The following is an 18,539-nucleotide window of genomic DNA, read 5'->3' as shown; positions in this document are numbered from 1 at the left end:
GACGCGAGGGGCCCCTGGGGCGGGAGGCCATGTACGTGGCGGCCGCCGGGCGTCGGGCACAATCGGGACCATGACGACCCCGGACCACCAGTCACCCGCGCCGGACGCCCCGGAACCCGAGTCCAAGGACCGGATCTACCGCTCGGCCGGCGGGATCGCCGGCGGCGTCCTGCTGCTCGCGATCTTCGGCTGGCTGGGGATCGACGCGCTGATCGCCGGCGAGGGCCGCACGCCGTGGATCGCGCTCGCCGCGCTGCTGCTGTCGGTTCCGCTGATCGTCGCCTTCACCCTGCGCCCCGCCGTCTTCGCCGACGACGACCGGCTGCGCGTCCGGAACCCCTTCCGCGTGATCGTGCTGCCCTGGGGCACGGTCGCCTCGCTGCGGTCGGGTTACTCCAACGAGGTGACCGACACGGCGGGCACCAAGTTCCAGCTGTGGGCCGTGCCCGTCTCGCTGCGCGCCCGCAAGCGCGCCGCCCGCCGCCAGGCCCGTGCCGAGTCCGGGCGGGGCGGCGCCGGCCCCGTGCTCCCGGACGCGCCCGTGCGCGCGCAGACCGACCAGGTCATGGACGAGCTGCGCGAGCTGTTCGAGGCCCGGGCGCAGGCGCCGGGCTCGCGGGGCGAGGTGTCGGTGCGCTGGGCGTACGAGGTGCTGGCGCCCGCGGCGGCCGGGGCGGTGCTGCTCGCGATCCTGCTGGCGGTGGGCTGAGGCCCTCGGCCCACCGGGAGCGCGGTGGGCCGGCAGGCGCCCGGCGTCAGGACGGCCGGGCGCCTTCGCTCGTTCGTCCGTGCCGTCTTGCGCGGGCGTCCGTGCCTGTGCCGTCTTGCGTGGGCGCCTGTGCCGTCCGTGCCTGTGCTGTCTTGCGCGGGCGCCTGTGCCGTCCGTGCCTGTGCCGTCCTGCGGTCGTTGGTCAGATGCCCGCCGCCGCGGCCACGTCCCGCTTGAGGGACTCCAGCACCTCGCGGGCCTTGGCGCGGGCCGCCGGCAGTTCCCCGGGGGAGCCGACCGGGACCACGGCCTCCAGGTAGCACTTGAGCTTCGGCTCGGTGCCGCTGGGGCGGACGATGACGCGGGCGCCGTCCAGCGTGTAGCGCAGGCCGTCGGTGGGCGGCAGCGTGTCCGTCCCCTGCGACAGGTCCTCGGTCCTCGTGACCGGCAGGCCCGCGAGGCTCGCCGGGGGCTGCTCGCGCAGCCGGCGCATCGCGTCCGCGATCAGGGACAGGTCCGCGACCCGCGCCGACAGCTGGTCCGTGGCGTGCAGGCCGTGCTCCACGGCGAGGTCGTCGAGCAGGTCGAGCAGCGTGCGCCCCCGCTCCTTCAGCTCGGAGGCGAGCTCCGTGACGAGGAGGGCGGCCGTGATGCCGTCCTTGTCCCGCACGCCCTCGGGGTCGACGCAGTAGCCGAGCGCCTCCTCGTAGCCGTAGCGCAGGCCGTCGACGCGGGCGATCCACTTGAAGCCGGTCAGCGTCTCCTCGTACGGCAGGCCCGCCTTCTCGGCGATCCGGCCGAGGAGCGAGGAGGAGACGATGGACTCGGCGAACGTGCCGCGCGCCCCGCGGTCCACCAGATGCGCCGCGAGCAGCGCGCCCACCTCGTCACCGCGCAGCATGCGCCAGTCGCCGCCGTCCTTCACGGCCACGGCGCAGCGGTCGGCGTCGGGGTCGTTGGCGATCACCAGGTCCGGCTCCGCCGCGCGGGCCGCGGCGAACGCCAGGTCCATCGCGCCCGGCTCCTCCGGGTTGGGGAAGGCGACCGTCGGGAAGTCCGGGTCGGGCTCGGCCTGCTCGGCGACCAGCACCGGCTCGGGGAAGCCCGCGCGGGCGAACGCCGCCAGGAGGGTGTCCCTGCCGACGCCGTGCATCGGGGTGTAGACCGTACGGGCGGTGCGCGCGGAGCCGGCCGACAGCGCGGCGCCGGTGCGCTCCAGGTAGGCCTCCAGGACGTCGTCGCCGAGGACCTCCCAGCCGGAGTCCGGGCGCGGGACGTCGTGCAGGCTCGCGACCGCGTCGATCAGGGCGGCGATCTCCGCGTCGGCCGGCGGCACGATCTGGGAGCCGTCGCCGAGGTACACCTTGTAGCCGTTGTCGCGCGGCGGGTTGTGGCTCGCGGTCACCTCGACGCCCGCGACCGCGCCCAGGTGCCGGACGGCGAAGGCCAGGACGGGGGTGGGGAGGGGGCGGGGGAGCACGGCCGCGCGCAGGCCGGCGCCGGTCATCACGGCGGCGGTGTCGCGGGCGAAGTCCGCCGACTTGTGGCGGGCGTCGTACCCGATGACGACGAGTCCGTCGCCCTGCCCCCGGTCCTTGAGGTACGCGGCGAGGCCGGCGGCCGCCCTGACCACCACGGCCCGGTTCATCCGCATCGGGCCCGCGCCCAGCTCGCCGCGCAGGCCCGCGGTGCCGAACCGGAGCGTGCCGGAGAAGCGCGCGGCGAGCTCGGCGGTGTCACCGGCGTCGAGCAGTGCGGCGAGCTCCTCGCGGGTCTCCGCGTCCGGGTCCTCGGCGAGCCATGTCTTCGCCCGCGCGATCAGTTCGTCCTGCACGTCGGGTCCAGCCTCTCTTGTTCGTACGGGGTGGGTCGCTCCGCCGGGCTCCTCCAGGGTGCCCGGTCGGAGGCGGGTGCGTCTCGGGGACCCTCGCCGGTCGGGTCGTGCGTTCGTTCCGTGCCGTCGTGGTCCGGGGTGGCCGCCGGGTGCGTCTCGGGGGCCCTCGCCGGTCGGGTCGTGCGTTCGTTCCGTGCCGTCGTGGCCGGGACGCCCGCCGCGGCGAGGGGGCGGGTGCGCGCCGGGGGGTGTCCGTGCTCGGTCCGGCGGGAGCCGTACGGCCCTGGGAGGGCGGGCGGCGGCGGACGCCGGCCGCTGCGCGCGGACACCCCCCGACACGCCCCCTTCCCGCCGTACGCGGCCGCCGGTCCGCCGGGGCCGGCGTCGCACCCCCGGGCGGGTCAGATCTTGTTCAGCACCTGGACCAGCAGGGAGCCCATGCGCGTCGCCGAGTCGCGGCCCGCCTGCAGGACCTCCTCGTGGTTGAGGGGCTCGCCCGTCATGCCGGCGGCGAGATTGGTGACCAGGGAGATGCCGAGGACCTCGGCGCCCGCCTCGCGGGCCGCGATGGCCTCCAGGACCGTGGACATGCCGACCAGGTCGGCGCCGATGGTGCGGGCCATGCGGATCTCGGCGGGCGTCTCGTAGTGCGGCCCGGGGAACTGGGCGTACACGCCCTCCTCCAGGGTCGGGTCGACCTCCTTGCACAGCGCGCGCAGGCGCGGCGAGTACAGGTCGGTCAGGTCGACGAAGTTCGCGCCGACGATCGGGGACGTCGCCGTGAGGTTGATGTGGTCGCTGATCAGCACCGGCTGGCCGGGGCGCATGCCCGCGCGCAGGCCGCCGCAGCCGTTGGTCAGCACGATCGTCTTGCAGCCGGCGGCCACGGCGGTGCGCACGCCGTGCGCGACCGCGGCGACACCGCGTCCCTCGTAGTAGTGCGTGCGGCCCAGGAAGACGAGCGCGCGGCGGTCGCCGATCCGGTAGGAGCGGATCTTGCCGCCGTGGCCCTCGACCGCCGGCGGCGGGAAGCCGGGCAGCTCGGTGACCTGGAGCTCGGCCTCGGGCTCGCCGAGCGCGTCGACGGCCGGGGCCCAGCCGGAGCCCATCACGAGGGCGACGTCGTGGGTGTCGGCGCCCGTGAGGTCGCGCAGGCGCGAGGCGGCGGCGTCGGCGGCGGCGTAGGGGTCGCCCTGGATGTCGTCCGGAAGAAGAGATGCGTTCACGCGCACGAGGGTAGCCGGTCGCGGCCTACGCGCGTAGATGAAGACAGGTCACGGGTTGCCATCGTTGTCAGAGAGGCCTCCGGGGCCGCTGTGGCACCTGATTCGGGGAGCGACACGGCCGCTGCCGGGCCGACGTTCCCCCGCGCGGCCGAGCCGGCGTCCCGTGGGGGCGGGGCGACGTTGCCACGCGTGGCCGGGGCGATGTCCCGTGCGCGGCCGGGACCGCCTCCCTGTCCGTGGCCGGTTCGTGCCCCCTGCGCGTGGCGCGTCGGTGTCTTCCGCGAGTTCCGCCCATGGCCGGAACGGTGTCTTCCGTCGTAGCGCTCAGCAGGGGCGTTTGCGCAGCTCCATGACGTAGTCGTGGGGGGCGCCCGCCGACTCGGCGGCGTCCGCCAGCTCGCCGAGGTAGCGGGCGGAGGGCAGCCCGCCCTCGTAGCCGTTGAGCACGTACAGCCAGGCCGGCTCCTCGCCCTCCAGGGTCTGCACCCGCACCCGCATGCGCCGGTACATGCCGAGGCCGACGCCCTCCCAGCGGTCCAGGGAGTCCTCGTCGGGCGGCGCGAGCTCGTACAGCGCGACGAAGACCTCCGAGAGCGGTTCCTCGACGACGGTCGCCAGTGCGCCCTCCCAGCCCATGTGCTCGCCGCCGAAGGTCAGCCGCCAGCCGCTGAGCCAGCCGGTGGCGCGCAGCGGGGAGTGCGGGGCGCGGCGGGACATCAGCCGCGCGTCGAGATTGCCGGCGTACGCGGCGTAGAGCGACATGGGTCGAGACTACGGCAGCAGTGGCGTGTGTCACTTCGGGGCGGGAACGGACGTACGGCGTTCGTGGGAGCCGTGCCGTCCCCGGTGGCCAGGGAGAACCCTCCCGGCGGACGCCGCCCCCGCCCCCGGGGAGAAGCACCTTGGCGCGTGCGGGACAATGGAGTACGTGACTCGGATCGTGATCATCGGTGGCGGACCCGGCGGATACGAGGCGGCGCTGGTGGCCGCCCAGCTCGGCGCGGAGGTGACCGTCGTCGACTGCGACGGCCTCGGCGGCGCGTCGGTGCTCACCGACTGCGTGCCGTCGAAGACCCTCATCGCCACGGCCGAGGTGATGACGACCTTCGACTCCTCCTACGAGGAGCTCGGGATCATCGTGGCCGACGACACCCCGCACATCGACACGCCCGCGCGGGTCGTGGGCGTGGACCTCGGCAAGGTCAACCGGCGTGTGAAGCGCCTCGCGCTCGCCCAGTCGCACGACATCACGGCCTCCGTGACCCGGGCCGGCGCCCGGGTGCTGCGCGGCCGCGGCCGCCTGGAGGGCCAGCAGGCCATGGACGGCTCCCGCAAGGTGGTCGTGCGGGCCGCGGACGGCACCGAGGAGGCGCTGACCGCCGACGCCGTGCTGATCGCCACCGGCGGCCACCCGCGCGAGCTGCCCGACGCGCAGCCCGACGGCGAGCGCATCCTCAACTGGACGCAGGTCTACGACCTCGACGAACTGCCCGAGGAACTCATCGTCGTCGGCTCCGGCGTCACCGGCGCCGAGTTCGCGGGCGCGTACCAGGCGCTCGGCTCCCGTGTGACGCTGGTCTCCAGCCGCGACCGCGTGCTGCCGGGCGAGGACCCGGACGCCGCCGCGGTCCTGGAGGACGTCTTCCGGCGGCGCGGCATGAACGTGATGGCCCGCTCGCGCGCGCAGTCCGCCAAGCGCGTGGGCGACCGGGTCGAGGTCACGCTCTCCGACGGCCGCGTCATCTCCGGCACGCACTGCCTGATGGCGGTCGGCGCCATCCCGAACTCCAGCGGCATGGGCCTGGAGGAGGCCGGGGTCAAGCTCCGGGAGTCCGGCCACATCTGGACCGACAAGGTCTCCCGCACGACGGCCCCCGGCGTGTACGCGGCCGGCGACGTCACCGGCGTCTTCGCGCTCGCCTCGGTCGCCGCGATGCAGGGCCGCATCGCCATGTACCACTTCCTCGGCGACGCGGTGGCCCCGCTGAACCTGAAGACGGTCTCCTCGAACGTCTTCACCGACCCCGAGATCGCCACCGTCGGCTACTCGCAGGCCGACGTGGACGCCGGCAAGATCGAGGCCAAGGTCGTGAAGCTGCCGCTGCTGCGCAACCCGCGCGCCAAGATGCAGGGCATCCGGGACGGCTTCGTCAAGATCTTCTGCCGTCCGGGCACCGGTATCGTCGTCGGCGGCGTTGTCGTGGCGCCGCGCGCCTCGGAACTGATCCACCCGATTTCGATCGCGGTCGACAACAATCTGACGGTCGAGCAGATCGCCAACGCGTTCACGGTCTATCCGTCGCTGTCCGGCTCGATCGCCGAGGTGGCCCGGCAGTTGCACACGAGGAAGACCGAGGGCGGGAGCTGACGGGAGCGCCGGTGCCCCCGGGGGACCGGCGACTCTCGGTCACCGGGAAGCGGCCGGTCAACCGTAAGGCCTACCCGTGGGGTAGGGGCGTATACCACTTCCCATGCTTCTGTGCGAACAACTTCTGTTATTCGGCGCAAACTGCTGAAAGCATCCGGTCGTTGGCGTTACTGTCAGTTTCGTGTTCGCTGCAGAACGTCGCCAATTGATCCTCGAAATGGTGCGAGCGAACGGTGCCGTGTCGCTCCGTGAGCTCGCCCGCGTCGTCCAGACCTCCGAAGTGACCGTACGGCGGGACGTGCGCGCACTGGAGGCAGAAGGACTCCTCGACCGCCGGCACGGCGGTGCGGTACTGCCGGGCGGGTTCACGCGGGAGTCCGGCTTTCCGCAGAAGTCACATCTCGCGACCGCCGAGAAGACGGCCATCGCCGACCTCGCCGCGAGCTTCGTCGAAGAGGGCGAGGCCATCGTGGTGGGTGCGGGCACCACGACGCAAGAGCTGGCGCGCCGGCTCGCGCGGGTGCCCGGGCTGACCGTCGTCACCAACTCCCTCCTGGTGGCCCAGGCGCTGGCCCATGCCAACCGCGTGGAGGTCGTGATGACCGGCGGCACCCTGCGCGGTTCCAACTACGCCCTGGTGGGCAGCGGTGCCGAGCAGTCGCTCCAGGGGCTGCGGGTCTCCCGGGCCTTCCTGTCCGGCAGCGGGCTGACCGCCGAGCGCGGCCTGTCCACCTCCAACATGCTGTCGGCCAGCGTCGACCGGGCGCTCGTGCAGGCGGCCGCCGAGGTGGTCGTGCTCGCCGACCACACCAAGCTCGGCACGGACACCATGTTCCAGACGGTGCCCACGGACGTCATCACCCGGCTGGTGACCGACGAGCCCCCGGCCCACGACGACCGCGCCGCCACCGAGCTGCAGGCCCTGGCCGATCAGGGTGTGCAGATCGCGGTGGCCGGGTCCTCGGCGGGCGGCGGCGACGCGGCCCCGGCGGGACGGCAGCAGCCGCGCCGGGACGTGCCGCTGCCCGGTCCGCGCCGGGGCCAGATGCCGGCCGGCGGACCGCAGCTGCGCAGCGCCGCCTCGGTGCTGGGCGAGCAGCAGCAGAACGAGCGGGAGCGGGCCCGCGTGGCCGACCTGCGGCGCCGCTAGTGCCGTGACCGGAAGGGTCCACCGGCTCGCGGCGTCCGGCGCGGCACTCCCCCTGGCTCTTCGAGCAGGGGGACCCCACGCCGCGCTGCCGGAGCCACCCGGGTACGCCCGCTACGAGGGTGGTCCTCCGCCTTGCGACGCACCGCACCGGACGCCGCGAGCCCACGGCAGACCTTTCCGGTCACGGCACTGGCCGCCACGAGGGAACGGAGAGCCTCCGACGCGCCCGCCCGCACCCGGTGCGCGGCGGGCGTCGGTGTCCTCGCCCGGTTCCAGAGGAGCGGGGGACCAGGGCCGGTGAGCGGCTGTGCGGGGCGCGGCGGGCACGCCGACGGCCCCCGGCGGGTGCCGGGGGCCGTCGGTGAACCGCTCCGAACGGCGTGGGCCGCGGTCAGTCCTTGATCTCGCAGATCGGGGCGCCGGAGGTGATGGAGGCGCCGACCTCGGCGGCCAGGCCCTTGACGGTGCCCGCGCGGTGGGCGTTGAGCGGCTGCTCCATCTTCATGGCCTCCAGGACGACGATCAGGTCGCCCTCCTTCACCTCCTGGCCCTCCTCGACGGCGACCTTGACGATCGTGCCCTGCATCGGGGAGGCGAGGGTGTCGCCGGAGGCCGCGGGGCCGGACTTCTTCGCCGCGCGCCGCTTGGGCTTGGCGCCCGCCGCGAGGCCGGTGCGGGCCAGGGACATGCCCAGCGAGGCGGGCAGGGAGACCTCCAGGCGCTTGCCGCCGACCTCGACGACGACCGTCTCGCGGGTGACGTCCTCCTCGGCCTCGCCCTCGGCGGGGGCGGCGAAGGGCTTGATGTCGTTGACGAACTCGGTCTCGATCCACCGGGTGTGCACCGTGAACGGGTCCGTCGAGCCGGTCAGCTCGGGCGCGAACGCCGGGTCCTTGACCACCGTGCGGTGGAAGGGGATGGCGGTGGCCATGCCCTCGACCCGGAACTCCTCGAGGGCCCGCGAGGCGCGCTGCAGCGCCTGCTCGCGGGTGGCGCCGGTGACGATCAGCTTGGCCAGCAGCGAGTCCCAGGCCGGGCCGATGACCGAGCCGGACTCCACGCCCGCGTCCAGGCGCACGCCCGGACCCGAGGGCGCCTCGAAGCGGGTGACCGTGCCGGGGGCGGGCAGGAAGTTACGGCCCGGGTCCTCGCCGTTGATGCGGAACTCGAAGGAGTGGCCGCGCAGCGGCGGGTCGTCGTAGCCCAGCTCCTCGCCGTCGGCGATGCGGAACATCTCCCGCACCAGGTCGATGCCGGAGACCTCCTCGGTGACCGGGTGCTCCACCTGCAGCCGGGTGTTGACCTCCAGGAAGGAGATCGTGCCGTCCGCGCCGACGAGGAACTCCACCGTGCCGGCGCCGACGTAGCCGGCCTCCTTCAGGATCGCCTTGGAGGACGAGTAGAGCTGCTCCAGCTGGGCCTCGGACAGGAACGGCGCCGGGGCCTCCTCCACCAGCTTCTGGTGGCGGCGCTGCAGGGAGCAGTCGCGGGTGGAGACGACCACCACGTTGCCGTGGGTGTCGGCCAGGCACTGGGTCTCCACGTGCCGCGGCTTGTCCAGGTAGCGCTCGACGAAGCACTCGCCGCGGCCGAAGGCGGCCACCGCCTCGCGCACGGCCGAGTCGTACAGCTCGGGGACCTCTTCGAGGGTGCGGGCGACCTTCAGGCCGCGGCCGCCGCCGCCGAAGGCGGCCTTGATGGCGATCGGCAGGCCGTGCTCCTTCGCGAAGGCGACGACCTCCTCCGCGCCCGAGACCGGGTCCGGCGTGCCCGCGACCAGCGGGGCGCCCGCGCGCTGCGCGATGTGCCGGGCGGCCACCTTGTCGCCCAGGTCGCGGATCGCGGCCGGCGGCGGGCCGATCCAGATCAGGCCCGCGTCCAGCACCGCCTGCGCGAACTCGGCGTTCTCCGAGAGGAAGCCGTAGCCGGGGTGGACCGCGTCCGCCCCGGAGTCCTTCGCCGCCTGGAGCACCTTGGCGATGTCCAGGTAACTGGTGGCCGGGGTGTCCCCGCCCAGTGCGAACGCCTCGTCCGCCGCACGGACGTGCAGGGCGTCCCGGTCCGGGTCGGCGTACACGGCAACGCTCGCGATCCCGGCGTCCCGGCACGCCCGGGCGACACGGACAGCGATCTCACCGCGGTTGGCGATCAGCACCTTGCGCACGTTGGCTCCCTCTCCTTGAAACAAGCTGAGTTTAGGGAGGGCCGACACGACGTTTCGACCCGTCCTCAATGGTGAGCTTGCCCACACGGAGCGTGATTCGAGGCCCGCTCGACCGCGAAATCCCTTGTCGCACCAGGGTACGCAGGGGTCCTGGGGAGAACCCTAGTCCTCCGGTGTGCTCAAGGTCTCTGTGAGAGCGTGCTGCGGCCCACCCGGTTTCTTTGTGGAGTCCCTACGAATGGCCCAATGATTCTTTGCCCCCGCCGGGTCCCTTGTCCCGGGGTTTACCCGTTAGTAGCGTTCACGATGTCTCGAACGTACTTGGGGTAACACGGCCGAAGGTGGGTGGGACCGGTGGTACGCAGACCGGTGGCGTGGGCGGCGGCGATCGTGCTCCTCCTGGAGGGGGTCGGGGTCGCCCTGCTCAACTGGCTCCTGGGGGTCGTCGTCGACCGGCAGGACATGTCCCTCGCGGGCCTCGACCCGCACGCGATGTCCGTCTCGTCGAAGGCCGCGGGGATCGTCTTCGGTCTGTACTTCGCGTTCTGCGCGGTCGTGGCCCTGCGCGTCGCCCAGCGCGACCGGCCCCCGGCGGGCGTCGGCCGCATCCTGCTGATCAGCGCCGCGGTGGTGCACGCCCTGCTCGGCGCGTTCTGCGTGGGCCTGGTGGGCTGGGGCGCGTTCGCGTTCATGATGGTCGTGCTGGGGATGCTGCTCCTCCTGCTGCTGGGCTACGACCGCCGCGAGGGCGCCGGAGCCGCCACGGGGCCCGGTGGCGCGGAGCCGGGGCCCGGCGGCACGGAGGCCGGCAGCGGAGGCAAGGAGGGCGGCAGCGGCGGTCCGGCACGGCCGCCCGCCCCTGCGGCCCCCTAGAGCCCCTACCGGAGCCCCTACGGCCTACCGGGGTGCCGCGTGCTCGGCGGGGGTCCGGGGACGCGGGCCGGGCGCGCGGCGGCCCCGGTCCCGCCCGGGCGCGCGGCGGCGGGCCCGGTTCCGGCGCCGGCTCAGTCCCGGGGCGCCCACAACTCCGTGATGCCGACGCCCAGATCCGCGAGCAGGCGGCGCAGCAGCGGCAGCGAGAGGCCGATGACGTTGCCCGAGTCGCCGTCGATGCCGTCGACGAACGGGGCGGAGCGGCCGTCCAGGGTGAACGCGCCCGCGACGTGGAGGGGCTCGCCCGAGGCGACGTAGGCGGCGATCTCCTCGTCGGTCGGCTCGCCGAAGCGGACCACGGTGGAGCCGACCGCCGAGACGAAGCGCCCGGCCGTCGTGTCGTACACGCAGTGCCCGGTCTGCAGCGTGCCCGCGCGGCCGCGCATCGCCTTCCAGCGCGCCGTGGCCTCCTCGGCGTCCGCGGGTTTGCCGAGCGCCTGCCCGTCCAGGTCGAGGACGGAGTCGCAGCCGACCACCAGGGCGCCCGCGGCCTCGGGCCGGGCCGCGACGACGGACGCCTTCGCCTCGGCCAGCGCGAGCGCCAGCTCGGCCGGGGTGGGGGCGGTCACGGCGTCCTCGTCGAACCCGCTCACGATCACCTCGGGGGCGAGGCCGGCCTGGCGGAGCAGTCCGAGGCGGGCGGGGGACTGCGAGGCGAGCACGAGTCTGCGGCGCTGATCGGTCATGCGGTCAGCGTATCGGCGCCGCTCACCGGGTGCCGATCACGATCATCACGAGCACCATGGCCAGGGCCACGAGAACACCGAGGCGGCGCAGCATGTCCTGCATGTCGCGCAGTTCCTTCGGGGGTTCGTTCTCGGGGTCGGACCACAGCATGCAACCGATCGTGCGTCCCCGCAGCTCCGGGCGCCTGAGTACGCGTACTCAACTCCTCCGGCGGACCGTCCCGGGCGTCCGGGCCGGCCCGCCGGAACCGGGGTCAGGCGGGCCAGTACGTGCGGCCCCACGCGCGCGGGCCCGGGACGGGCAGCCGGCCGCGGGCCACCCGCGCGGGGTCGGCCCAGGCGTCCGCGCGCGGCTCCTCGGGCGCGCCGGACGGGGCGGACGCCTCCGCCGCCGCGGCGCGCGCCCTGACCACCGCCAGGGCGGCGGCCAGCTCCTCCGGGGTCGGATTGCCCCGTACGACCTTGATCGTCATGTCCGCTCCCAGGGCTAGAGGGGGATGTTGCCGTGCTTCTTCGGGGGCAGGTTCTCCCGCTTGGTGCGCAGCTGGCGCAGGCCGCGGACCACGTGGGCCCGGGTGTCGGAGGGCAGGACCACCGCGTCGACGTAGCCGCGCTCGGCCGCCGCGTAGGGGTTGAGGAGCGTGTCCTCGTACTCCTGGACGAGCCGGGCCCTGACCGCCTCGACGTCCTCGCCGTTCGCCTCGGCCTCGGCGATCGTGCGGCGGTGCAGGATGTTCACCGCGCCCTGCGCGCCCATCACCGCGATCTGCGCGGTCGGCCAGGCCAGGTTCAGGTCCGCGCCCAGGTGCTTGGAGCCCATGACGTCGTAGGCGCCGCCGAACGCCTTGCGGGTGATGACGGTGATCAGCGGGACCGTCGCCTCCGCGTACGCGTAGATGAGCTTGGCGCCGCGGCGGATGATGCCCTCGTGCTCCTGGCCGACGCCGGGCAGGAAGCCGGGGACGTCGACGAAGGTGAGCACGGGCACGTTGAAGGCGTCGCAGGTGCGCACGAAGCGCGCGGCCTTCTCGGAGGCGTCGATGTCCAGGCAGCCGGCGAGCTGGAGCGGCTGGTTGGCCACGATGCCCACCGGGTGGCCCTCGACGCGGCCGAAGCCGGTGAGGATGTTCGGCGCGAACAGGGCCTGCGTCTCGAAGAACTCGGCGTCGTCCAGGACGTGCTCGATCACCGTGTGCATGTCGTACGGCTGGTTCGCGCTGTCCGGGATCAGCGTGTCCAGCTCGCGGTCCTCGTCCGTGAGCGCCAGGTCCGCCTCCTCGGGGAAGACGGGCGGCTCGCTGAGGTTGTTCGAGGGCAGGTACGACAGGAGCTGCTTGACGTACTCGACGGCGTCCTTCTCGTCGCCCGCCATGTGGTGGGCCACGCCCGAGGCGGTGTTGTGGGTGCGGGCCCCGCCCAGCTCCTCGAAGCCGACGTCCTCGCCGGTGACGGTCTTGATGACGTCGGGCCCGGTGATGAACATGTGCGAGGTCCGGTCGACCATCACCGTGAAGTCGGTGATCGCCGGGGAGTAGACCGCGCCGCCCGCGCACGGGCCGACGACCAGGCTGATCTGCGGGATCACACCGGAGGCGTGGGTGTTGCGGCGGAAGATCTCGCCGTACATGCCGAGCGAGGCCACGCCCTCCTGGATGCGGGCGCCACCGGAGTCGTTGATGCCGACGACCGGGCAGCCGGTCTTCAGCGCGAAGTCCATCACCTTCATGATCTTCTGGCCGAAGACCTCGCCGAGGGCGCCGCCGAAGACGGTGAAGTCCTGCGAGAAGACGGCCACGGGGCGGCCGTCGACCGTGCCGTAGCCGGTGACGACGCCGTCGCCGTACGGGCGGTTGCTCTCCAGGCCGAAGTCGGTCGAGCGGTGCCGCGCGAACTCGTCCAGCTCCACGAAGGAGCCCTCGTCCAGCAGCAGCCCGATGCGCTCACGGGCCGTCAGCTTCCCCTTGGCGTGCTGCTTCTCCACGGCGCGCTGGGAGCCGGCGTGCGTCGCCTCCCCGATGCGCCGCCGCAGATCCGCGATCTTTCCCGCGGTGGTGTGGATGTCGGCCTGTTGCGGCTGTTCCTGCTCGGACATCGGGATGCGGCTCCCTACCTGCTCAAAGGGGACGTGAAGGGGCGTACGGGGGTTCGTGCCCGTGAACCCGGCGGGGAACCGGGGAGGGCGGTCGCGGTTTTCGGCCTGGCTGGTGACTCATTGCTACTGACTCGTAGGGTAATGGGGCGTCCGCCGGTCGGCAGTGCGGCGTTTCCCACACCTAGGGTGGGTTGCATGACGCCGCGAGATCATTCAGACGCCCATGACGGACCCTGGTCGGACCTGGAGCGGCCGCCGCTGAGCGCCGCGTCCCTGCGGCGCGCGCTGGTGCGCGGCGGCAGTCTGTGGCGGGAGGTCGAGGTGGTGCGCCGCACCGGCTCGACCAACACCGACCTCGTGGCCCGCGCCGCCGCGGGCGAGGCGGCCGAGGGCGCGGTCCTGGTCGCCGAGGCGCAGGACGCCGGGCGCGGCCGCCTCGACCGGCGGTGGACGGCGCCCGCCCGCTCCGGCCTCTTCTTCTCCGTGCTGCTCACCCCCACCGGCGTCCCCGTGCAGCGGTACGGCTGGCTGCCGCTGCTCGCCGGCGTCGCCACGGCGACCGCGCTGTCCCGCGTCGCGGGCGTCGACACGGCCCTGAAGTGGCCCAACGACCTGCTCGTCACGGTGGACGGCGAGGAGCGCAAGGCGGGCGGCATCCTCGCCGAGCGGGCCGGGGCGGACGGCGTCGTGATCGGCATCGGCGTCAACGTCACCCTGCGCGCGGACGAACTGCCCGTCCCCACCGCCGGGTCCCTCGCCCTCGCGGGCGCGGCCACCACGGACCGCGACCCGCTGCTGCGGGCCGTCCTGCGCTCCCTGGAGCAGTGGTACGGCGACTGGCGTGCCGCGGGCGGCGACCCCGGGGAGTCGGGACTGCTGGAGACGTACGCCGCCGGCTGCGCCACGCTCGGCCGCACCGTCCGCGCCGAACTGCCCGGCGACCGGTCCGTCACCGGCGAGGCGGTCGCGGTGGACGGCGACGGCCGCCTCGTGCTCGCCACGGAGAAGGGCGTGCAGGAGCCGGTCGGCGCGGGCGACATCGTGCACCTGCGGCCCGCGGAGGACGCGTGAGGCGGCGGAGGGGACACGTGAGCCGGGTGGCCGAAGGGGTACCCGTGGCCGTTGATGAGGAACGGGACGCGGCCGCGCCGGACGACTCGGGAGTGAGCCACAGCACACCTGCCGTAGAGTTGAGGCCGGTCGATACCTGACCGTGGCAGATCGGAAGGGCAGCAGGCGTGACCGTCGACGACTCGGGCTCCGGCACGGGCGCAGGATCCGCCCCCGAGGGTGATCCGGGGCGCACCGCCGGTTCCCCCGCCGACTCGTCGGCCACGCGGAGCGAGCGGACGGCGGCGCACCCCCGGGTGGACGCGCCCGACGCCCAGTCCGGCGAGAACCCGCTCGCCCTGCGCCTCGAACAGCTCATCCTCGGGGCCGAGCGCCGCTACACCCCCTTCCAGGCCGCCCGCAGCGCCGGTGTCTCCATGGAGCTGGCGTCCCGCTTCTGGCGGGCGATGGGCTTCGCCGACATCGGCCAGGCCAGAGCCCTGACCGAGGCGGACGTCCTCGCACTGCGGCGCCTGGCCGGCCTCGTCGAGGCCGGGCTGCTCAGCGAGGCCATGGCCGTCCAGGTCGCCCGCTCCACCGGCCAGACCACGGCCCGCCTCGCCGAATGGCAGATCGACTCCTTCCTGGAGGGCCTCACCGAGCCGCCCGAGCCGGGGATGACGCGCACCGAGGTGACGTACCCCCTGATCGAGCTGCTGCTGCCGGAGCTGGAGGAGTTCCTCGTCTACGTGTGGCGGCGCCAGCTCGCCGCCGCGACCGGCCGCGTCGTGCAGGCCGGGGACGACGAGGAGATGGTCGACCGGCGCCTGGCCGTGGGCTTCGCCGACCTCGTCGGCTTCACCCGGCTGACCCGCCGCATGGAGGAGGAGGAACTCGGCGAGCTCGTCGAGGCCTTCGAGACCACGGCCGCGGACCTGGTCGCCGCGCACGGCGGCCGGCTGATCAAGACCCTGGGCGACGAGGTGCTGTACGCGGCGGACGACGCCGGCGTGGCCGCGGAGATCGCCCTGCGCCTCATCGAGACGATGGCCAACGACGAGACCATGCCGGAGCTGCGCGTCGGCATGGCGTTCGGCACGGTGACGACCCGCATGGGCGACGTCTTCGGCACCACCGTGAACCTGGCCTCCCGGCTCACCTCCATAGCTCCTCGCGACGCGGTCCTGGTGGACGGCGCCTTCGCCGAGGAGCTGATCCGCACCGGTGAGGCACCCGTCTCGGAGACGGAGGCGGCGGAGGAGGCCGCCGCGGCGGAGAAGGAGGGCGAGGAGCCCCCGACGTACCGTTTCGCCCTCCAGCCGATGTGGCAGCGCCCGGTCCGCGGCCTGGGCGTGGTCGAGCCCTGGCTGCTGACGCGCCGGGAGTCCTGAGCGGGACGCGGCCGCGCGGAGCGGTGACGCCTCCCGCCGACGCGCCGGGAGCCCTGGGCGGGCCGGTGCCGTTCGCGGAGGTTCCTGGCCGGGGCCGTGACCGCCCGTCGGGGCGTCCCGCACCGCCGCGCCACCGGCGGGCGCGCTCCGGCCGCCCGGTGGCGTCGCGCTCCGGCCGCTCAGCGCCGTCCACCGCCGAAGAGGTCCACGCACAGGTCGAGGATCGGCACGCACAGACCGGAGCCGGGGCGGGACGGGGAGGGCGCCGGGACCCCGGGCGTACGGCTCGGGGCCGGGGCGGTGGTCGCGGCCGGCGGCCGGGTGGCCGCGGGCGGGCGCGGCGTCGGCCGGGCGGGGGTGTGCGCGGGAGGAGCCGGGGTCGTCGTCCCCCGGTCCGCCGGGGGCCGGGCGGACGCCTTGGCGGGAGGGTCCGCCGGCTCGTCCGCCGAGGTCGGGACGGGCGCCTTGGAGGCGGTCGCCGCCGAGGGGCCAGAGGACGCGGCCGTGCCACGGCCCTCGCCGTCCGCCGCCGGTGGGGGCGTACGGGACGTGCCGTCGGCGGGAGCCGACGGGAATGTGCTCCCGGTGGCCGCCGCCGCGCTGTCGCCGTCCGGGCCCGGTGCCGTGTGCACCGGGCCGGCCGGGCCCCGGGCGGCCGCCGCGCCGCCGCCCGGCGACTCCGCCGCCGGATGCATCAGGCTCAGCGCCCCGGCGGCCAGCGCGAGCCCTCCGGCAGCGAGCAGCACGCGCCGCGGACGCGGCCGCCGGTGCCGGCCGCGCACCCGCCGGAGCCACCCGGAGGCGACCGCCGTCATGGACGCGGTCGAGGCCGCGGTGGCAGGGGCGGACGTGGTCGCGGCCGTGCCGGCGGGGGCGGTGACGGTCGTGGTGGCGGGGGTGGCAGCCGTGGCTGGGGTGGTAGCCGTGGCGGGCGTCCTCTCCGCCTCCTCCTTCGCGGCCTTCCTCGCGGCTCCCTCCGCGCTGTCCGCTTCCGGCGGCCCGGGCGTCCGGGGCGCGGTCCTCGCGGGCCGTGCGGGGAGTACGACCTTGACGGACAGGGTGGCTCCTGGAGCTGCCGCCGCCGGTGGCGCCTTCTCCGCGCCCGTCGCCGGGCCGGTCGTCCGGGGTGCGGTTCTCGCGGGCTGCGCGGGGAGCGTGACCTTCGGGGACCGGGTGGTTCCCGCTGCTTCCGCCTTCGGCGGCGTCCTCTGCGCGCCCGTGGTCGGCTCGGTCGTCCGGGGTGCGGTTCTCGCGGGCCGCGGGGGAAGCGTGACCTTCGGGGACCGGGCGGCCCCTGCCGCCCCCGCCTTCGGCGGAGTCCCCTCCGCGCCCTTCGCCGGCCCGTGCGTCCGCCGCGCGGCCTTCGCGGGACCCGCGGCTCCCTCGGCTCCTGCGGTTCCCGTGGACTCCGTCTCCGTCCCCTCGGCGGGCGTCTTCTCCGCGCCGTCCGCCGGTTCGCGTGACGGGCGTACGGTTTCCGCGGTTCTCGCGGGTCCCGTGGCTTCCGCGGGCCCCGTGGCCTCCGCGGTCCTCACGGGTGCCGTGGCCCCTGCTCGCGTCGCTTCCGGCGGTGTCCTCTCCGTGCCGTCCGCCGCCCCGCGCTCCCGGGACGCGGACCCCGAGGACTCCTCGGACCCCGCGGACCCCGCAGGTCCCGCGGACGCCGCGGCCCCTGCTCCCGTCGCTTCCGCCGGTGTACTCGCCATGGTGATCCCTCCCCGCCGCGGGCGGCGCCCCCCGGCGCGCTCACGCCTGGGCAGGCTATGCACGCGCTGGTCCGGCGCGGGCCGGGGCCGGGCGCGGTTCACTCGAACGGGGAATGGACGCAGGCGCCGGGAGCGGTGCTCCCGCCCGGCCTTTTCCCGGGCCGCGCCCGGTGCGATGATCTGGACGACAGGAGTTAACCCGCGTTAACAAGGAGGGTGTCATGGCCGAGCAGGAAGCCGGGCGGCGGTTCGGGGAGCACGTCGTCGTACGGCGGCACGGGCACGTCGCGGAGTTCGTCCTCGACCGGCCCAAGGCCATGAACGCGGTGTCCACGGAGATGGCCCGCTCGATCGCCGCCGCCTGCGAGGCCCTGGCCGCCGACCGCGACGTGCGCGCGGTCGTCCTCACCTCCACCCACGAGCGCGCCTTCTGCGTCGGCGCCGATCTGAAGGAGCGCAACTCCCTCACCGACGCGGAGCTGGTGCGGCAGCGCCCGACCGCGCGGGCCGCGTACACCGGCGTCCTGGAGCTGCCCGTGCCGACGGTCGCCGCCGTGCACGGCTTCGCGCTGGGCGGCGGCTTCGAGCTCGCGCTCTCCTGCGACCTGATCGTGGCCGACCGTACGGCCGTCGTGGGGCTGCCCGAGGTGTCCGTCGGCGTGATCCCCGGCGGCGGCGGCACGCAGCTGCTGCCGCGCCGGGTCGGTGCGGCGCGCGCGGCCGAGCTGATCTTCTCGGCGCGCCGCGTCGAGGCGGCCGAGGCACGCGAGCTGGGGCTCGTCGACGAGCTGGTGGACGAGGGACGGGACCGGGAGGAGGCGCTGGCCCTGGCCGCACGCATCGCCGGGAACTCGCCGGTCGGCCTGCGCGCCGCCAAGCGGGCCCTGCGCCTGGGTCACGGGCTCGACCTGCGGACCGGTCTGGAGGTGGAGGACGCGGCCTGGCGCTCGGTGGCGTTCTCCGGCGACCGCGCCGAGGGCGTCGCGGCCTTCAACGAGAAGCGGAAGCCGCAGTGGCCTGGGGAGTAGCGAAGCCGGGCGGAGAGCCGTCCGTGGCGTAGGCGTAGGCACGGGTGCGGGTGCGGGTGCGGGTGCCTGTGTCGGCACGGACGCGGACAGGGCGCGTGTGGGCGCGGACCCTGGGTGCGTACGAGTGCGGGTGCGCACGGACAGAGGCGCGCACGGGGGCTTCGTGACCGTGTTCCGGCCGCTGTGACGTGCCCGTATTCCC

The 18,539-nt window shown here is 74.6% G+C and carries 16 protein-coding genes; 7 read left to right on the top strand and 9 right to left on the bottom strand.

Annotated features, from left to right (window positions below; translation table 11 throughout):
* Window positions 1-70: 70 nt before the first annotated feature.
* Window positions 71-709 (top strand): PH domain-containing protein, encoded by a 639-nt coding sequence (locus IE271_RS05095; RefSeq protein WP_190188933.1) that lies wholly within the window; start codon window positions 71-73, stop codon window positions 707-709.
* 202 nt (window positions 710-911) lie between these two features.
* On the opposite strand, the gene IE271_RS05090 is transcribed toward IE271_RS05095, so the two are convergent.
* From IE271_RS05090 to IE271_RS05080, 3 genes are all read right to left on the bottom strand, one after another.
* Complete coding sequence (locus IE271_RS05090; protein WP_190188932.1) at window positions 912-2,543, bottom strand: phospho-sugar mutase; 1,632 nt, start codon at window positions 2,541-2,543, stop codon at window positions 912-914.
* 401 nt (window positions 2,544-2,944) lie between these two features.
* Window positions 2,945-3,769, bottom strand: a complete 825-nt coding sequence (locus tag IE271_RS05085; protein WP_190188931.1) for a purine-nucleoside phosphorylase — start codon at window positions 3,767-3,769, stop codon at window positions 2,945-2,947.
* A gap of 324 nt (window positions 3,770-4,093) precedes the next feature.
* A complete protein-coding gene (locus tag IE271_RS05080; RefSeq protein WP_190188930.1) occupies window positions 4,094-4,531 on the bottom strand; it encodes a gamma-glutamylcyclotransferase family protein in 438 nt (145 codons plus the stop codon).
* Between the two features lie 157 nt (window positions 4,532-4,688).
* Between IE271_RS05080 and IE271_RS05075 the strand changes: the two genes are divergently transcribed.
* Both IE271_RS05075 and IE271_RS05070 read left to right on the top strand, forming a co-directional pair.
* Window positions 4,689-6,137 (top strand): NAD(P)H-quinone dehydrogenase, encoded by a 1,449-nt coding sequence (locus tag IE271_RS05075; protein ID WP_190188929.1) that lies wholly within the window; start codon window positions 4,689-4,691, stop codon window positions 6,135-6,137.
* 181 nt (window positions 6,138-6,318) lie between these two features.
* Window positions 6,319-7,287: a DeoR/GlpR family DNA-binding transcription regulator gene (locus tag IE271_RS05070; protein WP_190188928.1), complete on the top strand. Its 969-nt coding sequence runs from the start codon at window positions 6,319-6,321 to the stop codon at window positions 7,285-7,287.
* 391 nt (window positions 7,288-7,678) lie between these two features.
* On the opposite strand, the gene IE271_RS05065 is transcribed toward IE271_RS05070, so the two are convergent.
* Window positions 7,679-9,451, bottom strand: a complete 1,773-nt coding sequence (locus IE271_RS05065; RefSeq protein WP_190188927.1) for an acetyl/propionyl/methylcrotonyl-CoA carboxylase subunit alpha — start codon at window positions 9,449-9,451, stop codon at window positions 7,679-7,681.
* 354 nt (window positions 9,452-9,805) lie between these two features.
* On the opposite strand from IE271_RS05065, the gene IE271_RS05060 reads away from it, so the two are divergent.
* Complete coding sequence (locus IE271_RS05060; protein WP_190188926.1) at window positions 9,806-10,324, top strand: hypothetical protein; 519 nt, start codon at window positions 9,806-9,808, stop codon at window positions 10,322-10,324.
* Window positions 10,325-10,455: 131 nt separating this feature from the next.
* Here the strand turns inward: IE271_RS05060 and IE271_RS05055 are convergent, their stop codons facing one another.
* The 4 genes from IE271_RS05055 to IE271_RS05045 all read right to left on the bottom strand — a co-directional run bounded on the left by IE271_RS05055 (window position 10,456) and on the right by IE271_RS05045 (window position 13,162).
* Entirely contained in the window at window positions 10,456-11,070 is a 615-nt protein-coding gene (locus tag IE271_RS05055; RefSeq protein ID WP_190188925.1) for a nucleoside triphosphate pyrophosphatase, read from the bottom strand.
* A 22-nt stretch (window positions 11,071-11,092) separates the two neighbouring features.
* Window positions 11,093-11,221, bottom strand: a complete 129-nt coding sequence (gene mmpB, locus IE271_RS43245; protein WP_268256168.1) for a morphogenic membrane protein MmpB — start codon at window positions 11,219-11,221, stop codon at window positions 11,093-11,095.
* 103 nt (window positions 11,222-11,324) lie between these two features.
* The gene (locus IE271_RS05050) at window positions 11,325-11,543 is read right to left on the bottom strand and encodes an acyl-CoA carboxylase epsilon subunit (protein ID WP_190188924.1); all 219 of its coding nucleotides are present in this window, start codon (window positions 11,541-11,543) and stop codon (window positions 11,325-11,327) included.
* Window positions 11,544-11,557: 14 nt separating this feature from the next.
* Complete coding sequence (locus IE271_RS05045; protein ID WP_190188923.1) at window positions 11,558-13,162, bottom strand: acyl-CoA carboxylase subunit beta; 1,605 nt, start codon at window positions 13,160-13,162, stop codon at window positions 11,558-11,560.
* A 195-nt stretch (window positions 13,163-13,357) separates the two neighbouring features.
* On the opposite strand from IE271_RS05045, the gene IE271_RS05040 reads away from it, so the two are divergent.
* The gene (locus IE271_RS05040; protein ID WP_190188922.1) at window positions 13,358-14,233 is read left to right on the top strand and encodes a biotin--[acetyl-CoA-carboxylase] ligase; all 876 of its coding nucleotides are present in this window, start codon (window positions 13,358-13,360) and stop codon (window positions 14,231-14,233) included.
* A 167-nt stretch (window positions 14,234-14,400) separates the two neighbouring features.
* Window positions 14,401-15,603, top strand: coding sequence for an adenylate/guanylate cyclase domain-containing protein (locus IE271_RS05035; RefSeq protein ID WP_190188921.1), 1,203 nt, complete (start codon window positions 14,401-14,403; stop codon window positions 15,601-15,603).
* Between the two features lie 179 nt (window positions 15,604-15,782).
* On the opposite strand, the gene IE271_RS05030 is transcribed toward IE271_RS05035, so the two are convergent.
* The gene (locus IE271_RS05030) at window positions 15,783-16,349 is read right to left on the bottom strand and encodes a hypothetical protein (RefSeq protein ID WP_190188920.1); all 567 of its coding nucleotides are present in this window, start codon (window positions 16,347-16,349) and stop codon (window positions 15,783-15,785) included.
* Window positions 16,350-17,530: 1,181 nt separating this feature from the next.
* Here IE271_RS05030 and IE271_RS05025 point away from each other — a divergent pair.
* Entirely contained in the window at window positions 17,531-18,337 is an 807-nt protein-coding gene (locus IE271_RS05025; RefSeq protein WP_190188919.1) for an enoyl-CoA hydratase/isomerase family protein, read from the top strand.
* Window positions 18,338-18,539: the final 202 nt, after the last annotated feature.

The organism is Streptomyces minutiscleroticus (genome assembly GCF_014650875.1).
Taxonomy (GTDB): Bacteria; Actinomycetota; Actinomycetes; order Streptomycetales; family Streptomycetaceae; genus Streptomyces; species Streptomyces minutiscleroticus.
Note: the sequence above shows the minus strand (reverse complement) of the source record. Positions and strands in the feature narration are given on the sequence as shown.